General features: G+C 59.8%; 12 protein-coding genes. 4 read left to right on the forward strand and 8 right to left on the reverse strand.

What is annotated here, in order from left to right:
* Positions 1–64 precede the first annotated feature (64 nt).
* The 3 genes from H097_RS07500 to H097_RS07510 all read left to right on the forward strand — a co-directional run bounded on the left by H097_RS07500 (position 65) and on the right by H097_RS07510 (position 2707).
* Positions 65–1555, forward strand: coding sequence for a cytosine permease (locus tag H097_RS07500; protein WP_050593314.1), 1491 nt, complete (start codon positions 65–67; stop codon positions 1553–1555).
* Entirely contained in the window at positions 1506–2321 is an 816-nt protein-coding gene (locus H097_RS07505) for a nitrilase-related carbon-nitrogen hydrolase (protein WP_032858642.1), read from the forward strand. The genes H097_RS07500 and H097_RS07505 overlap by 50 nt, the downstream gene beginning before the upstream one ends.
* Before the next feature lie 185 nt (positions 2322–2506).
* Positions 2507–2707: a hypothetical protein gene (locus H097_RS07510; protein WP_032858644.1), complete on the forward strand. Its 201-nt coding sequence runs from the start codon at positions 2507–2509 to the stop codon at positions 2705–2707.
* A gap of 50 nt (positions 2708–2757) precedes the next feature.
* Here H097_RS07510 and gbcB read toward each other — a convergent pair whose 3' ends face one another.
* On the reverse strand, positions 2758–3858 hold the full coding sequence (gene gbcB, locus H097_RS07515; protein WP_032858646.1) for a glycine-betaine demethylase subunit GbcB: 1101 nt from the start codon (positions 3856–3858) through the stop codon (positions 2758–2760).
* Between the two features lie 281 nt (positions 3859–4139).
* On the opposite strand from gbcB, the gene gbcA reads away from it, so the two are divergent.
* Positions 4140–5435 carry a glycine-betaine demethylase subunit GbcA gene (gbcA, locus tag H097_RS07520; RefSeq protein WP_032858648.1) on the forward strand — a complete coding sequence of 432 codons (1296 nt, stop codon included), beginning with the start codon at positions 4140–4142 and terminating at the stop codon, positions 5433–5435.
* A gap of 893 nt (positions 5436–6328) precedes the next feature.
* On the opposite strand, the gene H097_RS07525 is transcribed toward gbcA, so the two are convergent.
* The 7 genes from H097_RS07525 to dgcA form a co-directional block, all read right to left on the reverse strand.
* Positions 6329–6694, reverse strand: coding sequence for a hypothetical protein (locus H097_RS07525; RefSeq protein WP_032858650.1), 366 nt, complete (start codon positions 6692–6694; stop codon positions 6329–6331).
* Entirely contained in the window at positions 6691–7671 is a 981-nt protein-coding gene (locus tag H097_RS07530; protein ID WP_032858651.1) for a hypothetical protein, read from the reverse strand. Before H097_RS07530 ends, H097_RS07525 begins: the two co-directional genes overlap by 4 nt.
* A gap of 269 nt (positions 7672–7940) precedes the next feature.
* Positions 7941–8507 (reverse strand): GNAT family N-acetyltransferase, encoded by a 567-nt coding sequence (locus H097_RS07535; RefSeq protein ID WP_032858653.1) that lies wholly within the window; start codon positions 8505–8507, stop codon positions 7941–7943.
* A gap of 97 nt (positions 8508–8604) precedes the next feature.
* Positions 8605–9375: an electron transfer flavoprotein subunit beta gene (locus H097_RS07540; RefSeq protein ID WP_032858654.1), complete on the reverse strand. Its 771-nt coding sequence runs from the start codon at positions 9373–9375 to the stop codon at positions 8605–8607.
* A 15-nt stretch (positions 9376–9390) separates the two neighbouring features.
* Positions 9391–10611: an electron transfer flavoprotein subunit alpha/FixB family protein gene (locus H097_RS07545; protein ID WP_032858656.1), complete on the reverse strand. Its 1221-nt coding sequence runs from the start codon at positions 10609–10611 to the stop codon at positions 9391–9393.
* On the reverse strand, positions 10611–12554 hold the full coding sequence (gene dgcB, locus H097_RS07550; RefSeq protein ID WP_032858657.1) for a dimethylglycine demethylation protein DgcB: 1944 nt from the start codon (positions 12552–12554) through the stop codon (positions 10611–10613). Before dgcB ends, H097_RS07545 begins: the two co-directional genes overlap by 1 nt.
* 155 nt (positions 12555–12709) lie before the next feature.
* Positions 12710–14770, reverse strand: coding sequence for a dimethylglycine demethylation protein DgcA (gene dgcA, locus H097_RS07555; RefSeq protein WP_032858658.1), 2061 nt, complete (start codon positions 14768–14770; stop codon positions 12710–12712).
* Positions 14771–14772 lie beyond the last annotated feature (2 nt).

Raw genomic sequence — 14772 nt, forward strand, 5'->3', positions numbered from 1 at the left:
GATTCAATTGGCTCATCAGTTATCCGATGCTGCGGCACTCACTATAAAAACAAGCCGTGAATCTATGACCACCCTATCTGACAAGACGGCTCCTCCCGTCACACCCGGCCTGAAAATCGAGACCCGTTCCATTGACTATGTGCCGCGCAACGAACGGCACGGCAAAGTCTGGCACCAAGGTCCCTTTTGGTTCACCGGCAATTTCGTCCTCACCACCATGGTCACCGGGTTCACCGGTGCTGCGCTGGGCTTGGGCCTGGTCTATGCAATCCTGGCGATTGTCATCGGCGTGGGCCTGGGCACTTTCGCCATGGCCTTCCACGCCAACCAGGGCCCGCGCATGGGCTTGCCGCAGATGATCCAGTCGCGGGCCCAGTTCGGCCTGCGCGGGGCGATCGTGCCGTTCATTGCCGTGATCTTTGTGTACATCGGCTTCAACGTGTTCAACGTGATTCTCGCCACCGATGCCATCAACACGGTCCTGCCGGGCAGCCGGGCGCCGTGGTATGCGCTGATGATCATCCTTGCGGTGGTGATTGCGGTGATCGGCCATGACTTGCTGCACACCGTGCAACGTTGGCTGACCTACGTGATGATCAGCGTGTTCGCGGTGCTGACCGTCGCCGCCTTGATGAGCCTGTCAGCCGATGCGGCGGTGGCCGAGGCGCATTTCTCCTGGTCAGCGTTCCTGATCCAGCTCAGCGCCGCCGCCGGTTATCAGATCAGCTACGCCGTCTATGTCTCGGATTACTCGCGCTATCTGCCTCACCAAACCCCGTCGCGCCGGGTGATTTTCTGGACATACCTGGGCGCTGCCGGCTCGGCCCTGTGGCTGATGTCCCTGGGCGCGTTCCTGGCCTCGGCCCTGCCTTCGCCCGATGCCATCGGCAGCGTGCGCACCGTGGGCAACCAAGTGATTCCCGGCTTCGGCACCTTTACCGTGCTGATCGCGGTGCCAGCGCTGGTTGGCATCATGGCAGTCAACTGCTATGGCGCGATGCTGACCGGTATCAGTGCCATCGACGGCTTCGTGAAGATCCAGCCGCGCCTCAAGAGCCGTGTCATCGGCATCGGCCTGGTAGCGGTGATCATTTTCCTGATTGCCTTGAGCATTCCTGACAGCTACCTGGCCAGCTTCAACACATTTGTGCTGCTAATGTTGTACTTCTTGGTGCCGTGGACCGCTGTCAACCTCGCGGACTTCTACCTGGTGCGTAAAGGCCAATACGCCATCAGCGACATCTTCAACCCCGCCGGCATCTATGGCCAATGGGGCAAGGCAGGCCTGGTCGCCTATTGCCTGGGCATCGTGTCGATGATCCCGTTCATGTCGCTGAGCTTCTATGAGGGGCCAGTCACCGTGGCGCTGGGTGGGGCCGACATCGCGTTCGTGATCGGCCTGGCCGTTTCCGCGAGCGTTTACTGCTTCATGAACCGCAACCTTGACCACCCCGCCGAGCGCCGCGCCATTGTCGCCAGCGAGGCCATACTGGAGGCAATACACCATGAATCCCATACGTGTCGTCTGCCATCAACTGGCACCCCGGATCGCTGATGCCGACTACAACCGCGCCCTCAGCGCTGAGGCCATTCGCGGCGCAGCAGCGCTGGGCGCGCAGGTGGTGGTGTTGCCGGAATTGATGCAAAGCGGCTATATGTTCAACGACCGGCAGGAAGCCCTGGGGGTGTCCGAGGAGCTGGATGGCCCAACACTCACCCTGTGGAAAACCCTGGCGAGCGAACTGGGCATCATTGTCGTGGCTGGTTTTTGTGAGCGGCTGGCGGCAGACCGTGTGGCCAACAGCGCCGCGCTGATCGAACCCGACGCCAGGCTGACGGTGTACCGCAAGACGCACTTGTGGAATCGCGAAAAATTGATCTTCACCCCCGGCAACGAGCCCCCACCGCTGGTCGAAACCGCTGTCGGGCGCATCGCCATGATGATCTGCTACGACCTGGAATTGCCCGAGTGGGTACGCCTGGCGGCACTGGCCGGGGCCGACCTGCTCTGTGCCCCCGTGAACTGGCCGGACGGCCCGCGTCCGGCCGGCGAGAGGCCGGCAGAAATCGTCCGGGTCCAGGCCAACGCCGCAGTCAACCGCATGTTCATCGCCGCTTGCGACCGCCATGGCGAAGAACGGGGTGTCAATTGGGTGGGGGGATCCGTCATTGTCGACGCTGACGGCTACCCTTTGGCAGGTGCAGTCTCACATCAGAAAGAGCAGCGTCTGGTGGCTGACCTGCCACTGGCCCAGGCCAGGGACAAATTCATCAGCGAGCACAACCACGTGCATCAAGACCGGCGGCCAGGGTTGTACTGAATCGGCCATGGATGCTGGCGGATTGCCGAGACTGTTTTTTGATATTTCTGACAGCAACAAACCCGTTTTTCATGGACTAGCCTCTTGGGACCCGCAAGGAAAAGGCCGCTGCAGAGGCCGCCTTTTGGGCCAGACTGCCTGCCGAACAATCGGCCGGAAACGGAAATCCAGCAGAGGGCTACACCATGGAAAATCAAAACTTCGGCAACATCCTGCAAAATGACACTCAACTATCAACCACCCTTGTCGGCTGGGATGACTTCAGGAAACTGGCGCAAGTCGGTGACATCATCCAGGAACCTGGCAGGACGTTGAGAATCACTGAAAAAGTCTTCGAACCGACAGCTTCTGGCGAGCAATTCACGATCCACATCTACGCACGTTAATCCTACCGCCTGATCGTTCCCACCTTCGCGGGGGAACGATCAGCGGGGGATTAGAACTCGATGCGCACATCCCCCTTGGGCACGCTGCAGCACGACAGGATGTAACCCTCGGCTTCGTCTTCCTCGGTGATGCCGCCGTTGTGCTCCATTTCCACTTCGCCGCCCAGCTTCATGACCTTGCAGGTCCCGCAAATCCCCATACCGCAGGCCTTGGGGATCAGCAGGCCGAGCTTGGCCGCCGCCGCATGGACTGTTTCGCCCGGCGCCACACGAATGCTTTTCCCAGACGCAATGAACTCCACCTGGTGCAGGTCCGCCTGGTCAACTTCCGGCGCGTCCGCTGCTTGTTCGGCTTGCTCCACCGCGTCGGCACGGGCTTCCGGCGGCGTGGCGCCGAAAGACTCCTCGTGATAACGCGCCATGTCGAAACCGGCCACTTCCAGCAAGCGCTTGACCGCATTCATGTAGGGCGTGGGGCCGCAGCAGAACACTTCGCGCTCAAGAAAATCCGGCACCATCAGTTCCAGCATCTTGTGGTTCAGGTACCCGCGATACCCGGCCCAGGGTTCACCCAGACCGTGCTTCTCGCAGATCAGGTGCAGGCTGAAGTTGTCGATCCGCGAGGCCATGTGTTCCAGCTCACGGTGGTAGATGATGTCTTTGGGCGAGCGCGCGCTGTGGATAAACGTCATATCGACATTCGCGTTGGTGTCATAGAACCAACGGGCCATGGACATCACCGGCGTGATCCCCACGCCACCGCTCAGGTACAACACCTTCGGGCTCGGGAAGTCGATGGCATTGAACAACCCCACCGGGCCGTGTACCGCCAGCTCTTGCCCCTCATGCAGGGTGTCGTGCAGCCAGTTGGAAACCCGTCCGCCCGGTACGCGCTTGATCGTCACCGAAAAGCTGTAGGGCACCGACGGCGAACTGGAAATGGTGTAGGAGCGCATGATCGGCTGACCTTCGATTTCCAACTCCAGGGTGACGAACTGCCCCGGCTTGAAAAAGAACAGGATCGGCTGGTCAGCCATAAAGCAGAAGGTGCGCACGTCCCAGGTTTCCTGGATGACTTTGACGCAACGGACAATGTGTCGACCATTGGCCCAGGTCTGGGTGGTGACAGGATTCAGGAAGCTGTTGGACATGCTGTTCTCCACGGCCGTAGTTCGGCTTGATGCTGGCGATTCTGCGTAAGGCCGCTACCTGCCATTTACCTATCTGCGACATTCGCATACTTATCGCGACCAGCCCCCATACCACTGGGGTTGCGCGTCGGGAACAGAGTGGGCCATGTCGTTAATGGATAAGGTTGCGGGCAGCGCCGGGCCCACACTCGCAGCCAACAACGACGCTTTCTTTACGCCTTGCTGCAAACCTGATTAGCCACTTATCGCGGCCACACAGAATGGCCTTGAGGACACACACGATGGACGTCACCGCAACCCTGAGCTTGGGCGATCCGCTGGAACCCGCACGCAAGGCCACCGCACAAATGCTGCAAGAACGCGAGCGCACGTTCTCGCTGCCGCAGCCGTTTTACTCTGACCAGCGACTGTTCGATATCGACATGCAGGAGATCTTCCAGAAGGAATGGTTGATCGCCGGCATGACTTGCGAAATCCCCACCAAGGGCAACTACCTGACCCTGCAGATCGGCAAAAACCCGATCATCGTGATTCGTGGTGCCGAAGGCGTGGTGCATGCCTTTCACAACGTCTGCCGCCATCGCGGTTCGCGCTTGTGTACCAGCGACAAGGGCAAGGTCGCCAAGCTGGTTTGCCACTACCACCAGTGGACCTACGAACTCGACGGGCGCCTGCTGTTCGCCGGCACCGAGATGGGCACCGACTTCGACATGAAGCAATACGGCCTCAAGCCAGTGAACGTGAAGACCGCCGGCGGCTACATCTTTATCAGCCTGGCCGAGAACCCGCCGGCCATCGATGACTTTCTGTCGACGCTGAACCACTACATGGAACCCTACGACATGGAAAACACCAAGGTGGCGATCCAGACCACCTTGTTCGAAAAAGCCAACTGGAAACTGGTGCTGGAAAACAACCGCGAGTGCTACCACTGCAACGCCTCGCACCCCGAGTTGCTGAAAACCCTGCTGGAATGGGACGACGTCACCGACCCTCGGGCCGACCAGGCCTTCAAGGACCACGTCGCTGCCTCTGCTGCCGCCTGGGACGCCGAGAAAATCCCTTACGCCCACGCCAGCTTCGGCCTGCGTAACCGCATCGTGCGCATGCCGCTGCTCAAGGGCACCGTCTCCATGACCCTGGATGGCAAACAGGGCTGCAAAAAATTGATGGGCCGGATCCAGAACCCGGACCTGGGCTCGATGCGCATCCTGCACCTGCCCCACTCGTGGAACCACTGCATGGGCGATCACATCATCGTCTTCACGGTGTGGCCGATCAGCGCCCAGGAAACCATGGTCACCACCAAGTGGCTGGTACACAAGGACGCCGTGGAAGGTGTGGACTACGACGTCGAGCGCATGCGCCAGGTGTGGGACGCGACCAATGACCAGGACCGTCGCCTGGCCGAAGAGAACCAGCGTGGGATCAACTCCACCGCTTACCAGCCAGGGCCGTATTCCAAGACCTATGAATTTGGCGTGGTGAACTTTGTGGACTGGTACAGCGAACGCATGCTCAACAACCTGGGAGCGGCACCGGCGCCATACCTCAAGGGCGTTGCCGCACACGAGTAACTGACCCACCGAGCATCAAACTGTGGGAGCGCCAGTCAGTTAAGCCTTTTTGTAGGAGCGAGGGGGACGCCTAGTTCTTGCTCGCGAAGAACTTGAGAGCGCCGCGTTTACCTAGCAAACACGCGTTATCGTTGACGTCCTTCGCGAGCAAGCTCGCTCCTACAGAAAGCAGAATCCGCTTAACTGACTGGCATTAGGGCAAGCCAGCTCCCACAGTTTGGCTCTCCACTTGGTCAGAAATTGATCATCGCGCCGCCAGCCCGCTGTTACCCTGCCCTCCAGCCATCGCCCAACAACTTATCCACAAACCCACCCACAGCAATTGTGGGCAACTGCTCTCTCCCCTCGAAATAAAACCAAGAAAATCCGTGACTTATTCAAATAAGCGGGTTTCACCCTATATTGATCATATTTCAACCATAAGCGTACAGGCCACGTTTTACATGGCCTACAGCAGAACGCAAACACCTTATCCACAGAAGCGCCAACAGACTTTGGGGGCAACTTTGGCCTATCTGTGGAAAACCATCTGAAACCGAGCAAAATCGAGGCTTTGCGCGAAGATTCAAGCTGAAATGGCAATATTGATCATATTTCAACCAGACCACTACAAGCCTTTATCTATAAGGCCTGTAGCGGGTAGCGAACATCTTATCCACAGAAGCACCAACAGACTTTGGGGGCAACTCTGGGTCGGAGTTTTTCCTTATCCACAGAAAAAGCCCAGTAAAAACCGTCGCTTAGGTTGGTTGTTTTTCGTACAGAGGGCTGTAGGGCTTGATTCTATTGGGATGTGGACAGCCGCGAACAGGTTATCCACAGGTGGGTTAACAGGGATTGTGGGTAAGCCGATTCGACTATATGAACCTTCCTCCTTGAGGCGGCCGACACTTTTATAGTTCATAGGCTCCGCCCAACCACGCTATGACCAGAATGGCTAGCGTGAACAGGGTGAATAGTAAAGGGGCGACCATCCAGAGTTTTAGATTCCCAGGTACGCTCTTCACTTCTTCAGGAAGAACAAGTTTTCGCCAATAGAACATCTGAGGCATCAATAACACAGCAGCTATCGCCATTAACCGGACAGGAGCGCCTTTAAAGTGTTGGTTGCGAAGCATGTTCTTGGTGTCATTAATAAAGATGCTTTTTTCAAAATAACTCTCTGCAATTTCAAGCTTTGTATGTGCTAGATACACATCCAAAGGCATTACTAGCAGCATGCAGATGGCTGCGATTATTCCAGTAACTTCTAGGATCATTCGGGACCTCGTGACGCTTCATACAGTCGCGTACCTGAAAACTCTCCAACACTTGTTCCCAAAGCACCCGCAGCCAAACCTCCAGATGCGCCACCAACAATGGCACAGACTAGTGCTCCAGCACCTCCCGTGGGAATACCAAAAACAACTGCACACGCTATCACTCCTGCTAGGGCTCCTGCTTTACCTCCACCGTATGCACCAGCAACCCCAAACACGAGCTTCCCACCCTCCACATACTTCGCCTGCGTACACTCCTCCTCACGCCCCAACGAACACGCCTCCCTAACGCCCAGCGCACTCACCCCAACATCCAACGCCAAGCCAATATAAGTACCTTTTTTCAACAACTCCGAAGCCCTGGCTACCCGCTTAACGGTTTGCTCATACCCGCGAATTTCTCCCTGATGCAAATAGCTTTTACTGGAGATCCCTAACATCCTTTTGATCGAGCCTGCATTTTTGAGCCCGGAGCCAAAACGGGCCATTCCCCGGAGTTGGTTGTCGAGACGAATGAACAAGGCTCTACGCTTTACCAAGAACTCATCCTTTGCGCCCAAAGTGCCCTTGCTCAAGTACTGCTTATGTAAGCCGTCGATATCCTTCAGGGTATTTTCGATACCCTCCAAATGCTTGCTCCAGGCACTGCTGGCACTGCCGATTCCAATGGAGGCATCGGCCATGATGCTTTTCAATTGATCGTAGTTTTCGATCAAGAATTGATCAGCCGCGGAGTGAGCCAAAAGCGCACGTTTTACATTTTCTGCCGACTGCATCAACTGCGCCTCTTCAGCCGTGCAGGAGGCTGTACGTCTGTCCTCGATAATCACCAGTTGCCCAGGTAATACCACGGTGTTGCGGATATGTGGGTTGAGGGTGTCGAACTTGGTATGGATATGAGGATCAAGCGACAAGCTTAGTTTGAGCAATGAATAGGGTTGTGGTCGTTCGTTGATAAATGCATAAGGTCCCTGCATTGCCTGCACCTCCCCGGACTGTAGCGTCCGACTATAAGTAGGCACCACAGCAGGTGTAAGACGAGGAAGGGGCTGTTATGACGGATTCAGAAGTGGACTACGCAGGTTGGAAATCCGGCTGACAACGCTTGCAGTCTGCGCCCGATCACATCCAATAAATCACAGCCGTCGCGCAAGGGAGTGACGCAAGGCTGGGGGCAACTCTGGATCGGGCGTCTCCCTTATCCACAGATGGGTCAACAAGGATTGTGGGTAACCGCAATCAAAGATTACGGATACTGCATCAAATAGGCTTCACCAGTCACAGCCAGCATCGGGTGTGGGGTTATCTGACAACTGCCGACAATACGAAAACCATGGCGCGTGTAAAACCTCAGGGCCCCCGTATTGGCCGCATAGTCAATCAGACTCAAGCCAATAAGCCCCAGGCGGTCGGCCCGCTCTCGGGCATGGGCAAGAAATTGCACGCCCAGGCCTTGGTTACGCCAACCTTCGTACAGCGCCAGGCTGGAAATATATAAGGTATCGGGGATTTCCAGGTCCGCGTAGGGCGCAAGGACGGGATCGGTAACCGGCTCTGCATCCGGGTCATGGCGCATGACATAGCTGTGCATCATGCCCACCACCGCGCCTTCCGATTCGGCGATCAGGCAATTCTCATAGGAGAAATCCACCCCCGAACGTGCATAACGACGGGTACCAACGTCCACAAGGTCCTGGCCCGGCTCTGCCAGTTGGCTCCAGATGTAAGCGGCGATCCCCTCTGAAGAAATCAGAAACAAGCGGGCAATATCACGTGCATCAGCAGGTAATGCCGGACGAAACAGGATGGGCATAGGGCTGATTCCTTTAGTTGAAAGTTCTTTGTTTAGTCGCCCTCCATGGTGCCGGCAAGATCACCGGCAATCGCATGTATGAGTGATTATTTCGGCCCTATCGAACCACGCCTTCCTCAATCAGCAATTTGAGAATCGCGTCCGCACCCGCCTCAGGACCGATGCCCTTGAGCACCTGCCCACCGCCGCCACTGGCCTTGGCCGTCGCAGCCTTCATGCGGTCGGCGCCGCTCTTGGCCTTGATCACCTTGAGACGCTTGGGTCGAGGCTTGGCCGGTTGCAGCACGGCGCCGGTGAATAACTCATCGTCCACCACCTGCACGTCATGCTCCTGTAGGAGGCCACGCTGGGCCGGGCCATAGGCGCTTTGCCGAGGCTTGGGCCCGGCGTTATCCACCGTGGCCAGGAACGGCAGGCGCACCTTCAGGCGCCGCCGCTGCCCACGCGGCAAGGCTTGCAGCACATGGGCCACACCGCTGTCGATGGACTCTACCTGGGCCAGCCCGACAATCAGTGGCCAGCCCAATTGCTCGGCTAACAGGAAGGGCAACATGCCCGAGCCTTCGCCGGTTTCCGCCTGGCTGCCGGTAAGCACCACCTGGGCGCCAGCGTCCCGTAGATAGTCGCCGAGTACCGGCAAGGCATCCGCGCCGGCCGGTTGCTCCAGCACATGCAACTGCGCAAGCCCCATGCCCAGGTAGGCGCGCAGGGTCGGTTCGGCGATGTCGCCGGCATGCAGCACTTGCAGGTTATCCCCAGCCAGTTGCAGCCCCAGCTCGACGGCGCGCGCATCCTGCTCGGCGCGGCGTGGCCGGCCGGAGGTCGGGTGGGCGCCGATGGATACCAGGCTGATTACATGGGTCGTCATGGCCATATCCTTTGCTTATGCCGCATCGCGCTTGGCGCCGTTGCGGTGGGCCTGGACCGCAGCGATCAAGGCCCGGAGAATTTCAGCGCTGTCACCGATCACCGACAAGTCGGCACGCTTGATCATGTCGCAACCCGGGTCCAGGTTGATTGCCACCACCTTGTCGCAGGCACCGATGCCTTGCAGGTGCTGGATCGCCCCGGAGATCCCCACGGCCACATACACCCGTGCGGTGACCCAAATACCACTGGCGCCGACCTGGCGATCACGGGCCATGAAGCCATCGTCCACGGCCACCCGCGACGCACCTTCGGTAGCCCCCAGGGCGGCAGCGGTCTGGTGGAACAGCTCCCAATCCTTGACCCCGTTGCCGCCGGAGAAAATAAACTCGGCCTCGGCCATGGGAATCGCACCGGGATCCACCGCCACCGCGCCCAAATCCTCGATACGCGGCAAGCTGCGCGCCAGGGTTGTGGATAACTCCACTGGCAATACTTCGTGGCGCGTATCGCTGACCGGATCGGCACACTCCACCGCCGCCAGGATCAGCCTTGGCAGCGCTCGCGCCAGGTCTTCCCGGCCCGCACCGGCACGGCCGATGCACTCGTTGCCCTTGATCTGCCACACCCGGGTTGCCGGGCGTTCCTTGAGGCTCGCCGCAAAACGCCGTCCCAGCTCACCGCCACCGTTGCGGCTGTCGGGCAGCAGCCAATGACGCGGGTTGAACTGGTTATCCACAGCCCGCAGGCCATGGACCCGTTGCTCCGGTGAATAACCGTCAAACTCGTGGCCGTCCAGCACCAACAGGCGGTCCACCCCGGCGGTGTCGAACGCGCTTTCCTTATGCTCGCCAAACACCACCGCCAGCACTGCACCGTCGCTGCCGGCGAGTTGCCGCGCCAGGCCCAGCAAGTCGCGGTCGTGGCTGCTCAGGCGGCCGCCGACCATATCCGGCACCACGTTGATGTAGAACGCCGGGGCTGGCACCTGGTGCAGCGGCAACTGTACTTGCACGGCTGCCGTGCGCTTGGTGGCGCCACCCTGCTGGGCGCCGCTGCGGTCGATACGCTTGATGCCGTTGGGGCCGATAAAACCAATGCCGTGCACATTCTTGCGGAGGATGCCGTTAGGCCCCATCCAACTGTGCTGCTCCGGTTGCATCGCCGCATGCAGCGGGTGCAGGCGGTTGCGGGCGATCCATTCGGCCCGTGGGTCGCGGCGGATAATGTCGCTCATCAGTGCACCTCCGCAGGTTCACGCGAATTCGGGGTCTTGGCCGGTGCAGGCTCTTCGAGCAAGGCATCCGCCACCAACTCGGCAATGTCTTTGATCAGTGGGCGTGGCTCGACCACCCCTTCGAGCATCGCCGTGCACTGTGGACAACCGACGGCCACCAGTTCGGCGCCGGTCTCGCGGATGTCTTCCATGCGCATGTCGGGAATGCGCTGCTTGCCAGGAATATCGGTGATCGGCGCGCCGCCCCCGCCGCCACAGCAACGGGAGCGAAAGCCCGAACGCTGCATCTCCTTGACCTCGATCCCCAACGCCCGCAGCACTTGGCGCGGTGCCTCGTACTCGCCGTTGTAACGGCCCAGGTAGCACGGGTCGTGATAGGTCACGCTGTTGCCTTTGTGCTGACCCAGGTTCAGCGCGCCAGCGTCGATCAGTTCGGCCATGTAGGTGCTGTGGTGCTGCACCCGGTAATTGCCGTCGAAGGCGCCATATTCGTTTTTCAGCACGTGGAAACTGTGAGGGTCACAGGTCACGATGCGCTTGAAACTGTACTTGGCCAGGGTCTGGATATTGCGTGCGGCCAACAGTTGAAAGGTGGCCTCATCGCCCAGGCGCCGGGCCACGTCGCCACTGTCGCGCTCCTCCAGGCCCAGCACAGCGAAGTCGACCTTGGCCGCCTTCAGCACTTTGACGAAGGCGCGCAAGGTCCGCTGGTTACGCATGTCGAAGGCACCGTCACCGACCCAGAACAGTACGTCGGTGGTGTGCTTATCGCCGAGCAACGGCAGGTTCAAATCCGCCGCCCAGTTCATCCGCCCGCCCGGGGCAAATCCACCGGGGTTGTCGGTGGCGATCAAGTTCTCCAGGACTTCGGCACCCTTGTTCGGCGTCGCGCCTTTTTCCAGGGTCAAGTGGCGGCGCATATCGACGATGGCGTCCACGTGCTCGATCATCATCGGGCACTCTTCGACGCAGGCGCGGCAGGTGGTGCACGACCACAAGGTCTCGGCGTCCACCAGGCCGTTGACGATCGGTTGATGGGGGTTGCCACTGTGCTCGCCAATGGCCTTGCCCGGATACGGGCTGCCAGCGAACTTGGCATCGGTGCCACCGGCCAGGCCGACCACCATGTCCTGGATCAACTTTTTCGGGTTCAACGGCTGGCCGGCAGCGAAGGCCGGGCACGCGGCTTCGCACTTGCCGCACTGCACGCAGGCGTCGAAACCGAGCAGTTGATTCCAGGTGAAATCCTTGGGTTTTTCCACGCCCAATGGCGCGCTTTTGTCGCTCAGGTCCAGCGGCTTGAGGCCCGTGGAACGGCCACCGCCAAAACGTTCGGCGCGACGGTGCCAGGCCAGGTGCAGGGCACCGGCAAACGCGTGCTTCATCGGCCCGCCCCAGGTCATGCCGAAGAACATCTCCGACACGCCCCACAGCACGCCCACACCGAGCAGCGCAGCCAGCAGCCAGCCCCCGAAGTCGGCGGGCAGGATCCCGGCCACCGGCAAAGTCACCAGGAAGAAACTGACCGAGAACACCATCAGGCTTTTCGGCAGGCGCATCCACGGGCCTTTCGACAGGCGCGCGGGTGGGTTGCGTCGACGCAGATAGACGAAAGTGGCGCCGACAAACATCAAAACCGAGGCCAGCAGCAAGGCGTAGCCGAGGATGCGATTCTGCAGGCCGAAACCGTGCACCAGAATCGCCAGCAACGCCGACAACACAAAGCCCAGCGCGGTAGCAACGTGGGTGTTGGCGATGTATTTGTCACGGGCGACCACGTGGTGCAGATCGACCATGTAGCGTTTGGGCATGGCCAATAGGCCGCCCAGCAGGTCGACCTTGGCGGCACGGCCACGGCGCCACATGTTCACCCGACGCAAAGCGCCGAGGACAGCGAGGCCCAGGGCTGCAAACAGGAGAATCGGAAGAAGGGTGTTCAACATGGTGAAGCTCCCACAGACCACACAGCTCTAATGTGGGAGCGGGCTTGCTCGCGAAGGCGGTGCATCAGCCACCGGATGTATCGACTGACACACCGCTTTCGCGAGCAAGCCCGCTCCCACATTTTTGACCGAGTCCACATTGGTTCGGTGTTGGGTCAGAAATCCTTGCACAAACGCAGGGCGTCATAGATCGCGGCGTGGGTATTGCGCTGCGCCACACAGTCGCCGATGCGGAACAGCAAATACCCCTCCCCCGGTTCGCTCAGGCACGGTTGCGGCTTGATCGCGAACAGCGCCTCGACGTCCATCTGCCCCTTGTTGCGCGCCCCTTGCTTGAGGGCGTAATAGATCTCTTCATCCGGGCGCACGCCGTTTTCCACCACCACCTGGTCCACCACCCGCTCTTCCTTGGCCCCGGTGTATTCGTTCTCCAGCACTGCGATCAGCTTGTCGCCCTCGCGGTAGACCTTCTCCAGCATCATGTCGCCGGTCATGATCACTTCCTTGGGGTACATGCTGCGGTAGTAGGTGGGGAACGACGTACCGCCGATAGCCACGCCAGGCTTGATGTCGTCGGTGACGATCTCGACCTGGCAGCCCTTGTCGGCCAGAAAGTCGGCCACTGACATGCCGGTGAATTCACAGATGGTGTCGTACACCAGCACGTTCTTGCCCGGCGCCACCTTGCCGTCGAGCACATCCCAACTGCTGACCACCAGGCCTTCGGCTGCGCCCCAGTGTTCGTTCTGTTCGAGGAACGGATGCCCGCCCACCGCCAGTACCACCACATCAGGGCGTAGGTCGAGGATGGTCGCGGCATCCGCCGCCACGCCCAGGCGCAGGTCGACGTTGAGCCGTGCCAGTTCCAGCTGGAACCAGCGGGTGATACCGGCGATCTGGTCGCGCTGCGGTGCCTTGGACGCGGTGGTGATCTGCCCACCGATAAAGTCTTTTTTCTCGAACAGGGTCACATCGTGGCCACGTTCTGCAGCGACCCGAGCGGCCTCCATCCCGGCCGGGCCGGCACCGACCACGACCACTTTGCGTTTGGGCCCGGTGGATTTCTCGATGATGTGCGGCACACCCATGTATTCCCGGGAGGTCGCAGCGTTCTGGATGCACAGCACGTCCAGGCCCTGGTACTGGCGGTCGATGCAATAGTTGGCGCCGACGCACTGCTTGATCTGGTCGATCTGGCCCATCTTGATCTTGGCGATCAGGTGCGGGTCGGCCATGTGCGCGCGGGTCATGCCGACCATGTCCACATAGCCGCCTTCGAGGATGCGCGTGGCCTGGTTCGGGTCCTTGATGTTCTGCGCGTGCAGCACCGGGGACTTGACCACTTCCTTGATGCCGGCCGCCAGGTGCAGGAACGGCTCCGGCGGGTAACTCATGTTCGGGATCACGTTGGCCAGGGTGTTGTGGGTGTCACATCCCGAGCCGACCACCCCGATAAAATCGAGCATGCCGGTGTCGTCGTAGTACTTGGCGATCTGTTTCATGTCCTCGTGGGACAAGCCGTCCGGATGGAATTCATCCCCGCACAAACGGATGCCCACGCAAAAATCCGGGCCGACTTCGGCGCGCACAGCCTTGAGCACTTCCAGGCCGAAACGCATGCGGTTTTCGAAACTGCCGCCCCACTCATCAGTACGTTTGTTGACCCGCGGGCTCCAGAACTGGTCGATCATGTGCTGGTGCACCGCCGATAGCTCCACGCCGTCCAGGCCACCGGCCTTGGCCCGGCCTGCGGCGCTGGCGTAGTTGCCGATCACGCGCCAGATTTCTTCCGGCTCGATGGTCTTGCACGTAGCGCGGTGTACCGGCTCACGTACGCCGGAGGGCGACATTAGGGTCGGCCAGTTGAAGCCGTCCCAGCGCGAGCGACGGCCCATGTGGGTAATCTGGATCATGATCTTGGCGCCATGCTTGTGCATCGCGTCAGCCAGGTTCTGGAAGTGCGGGATGATGCGGTCGGTGGACAGGTTCACCGAACTCCACCATTCCTGCGGGCTGTCGATCGCCACCACGGAGGAGCCGCCACAGATTGCCAGGCCAATGCCGCCCTTGGCTTTCTCTTCGTAATACCTGATGTAGCGCTCGGTAGTCATCCCGCCGTCGGTGGCATACACCTCGGCGTGGGCGGTACTGAGCACACGGTTGCGGATGGTCAGTTTGCCGATCTGGATCGGCGCAAACATTGCTTCGAAAGCCATGG

It is taken from the genome of Pseudomonas sp. FH4 (genome assembly GCF_000510915.2).
Classification (GTDB): domain Bacteria; phylum Pseudomonadota; class Gammaproteobacteria; order Pseudomonadales; family Pseudomonadaceae; genus Aquipseudomonas; species Aquipseudomonas brenneri.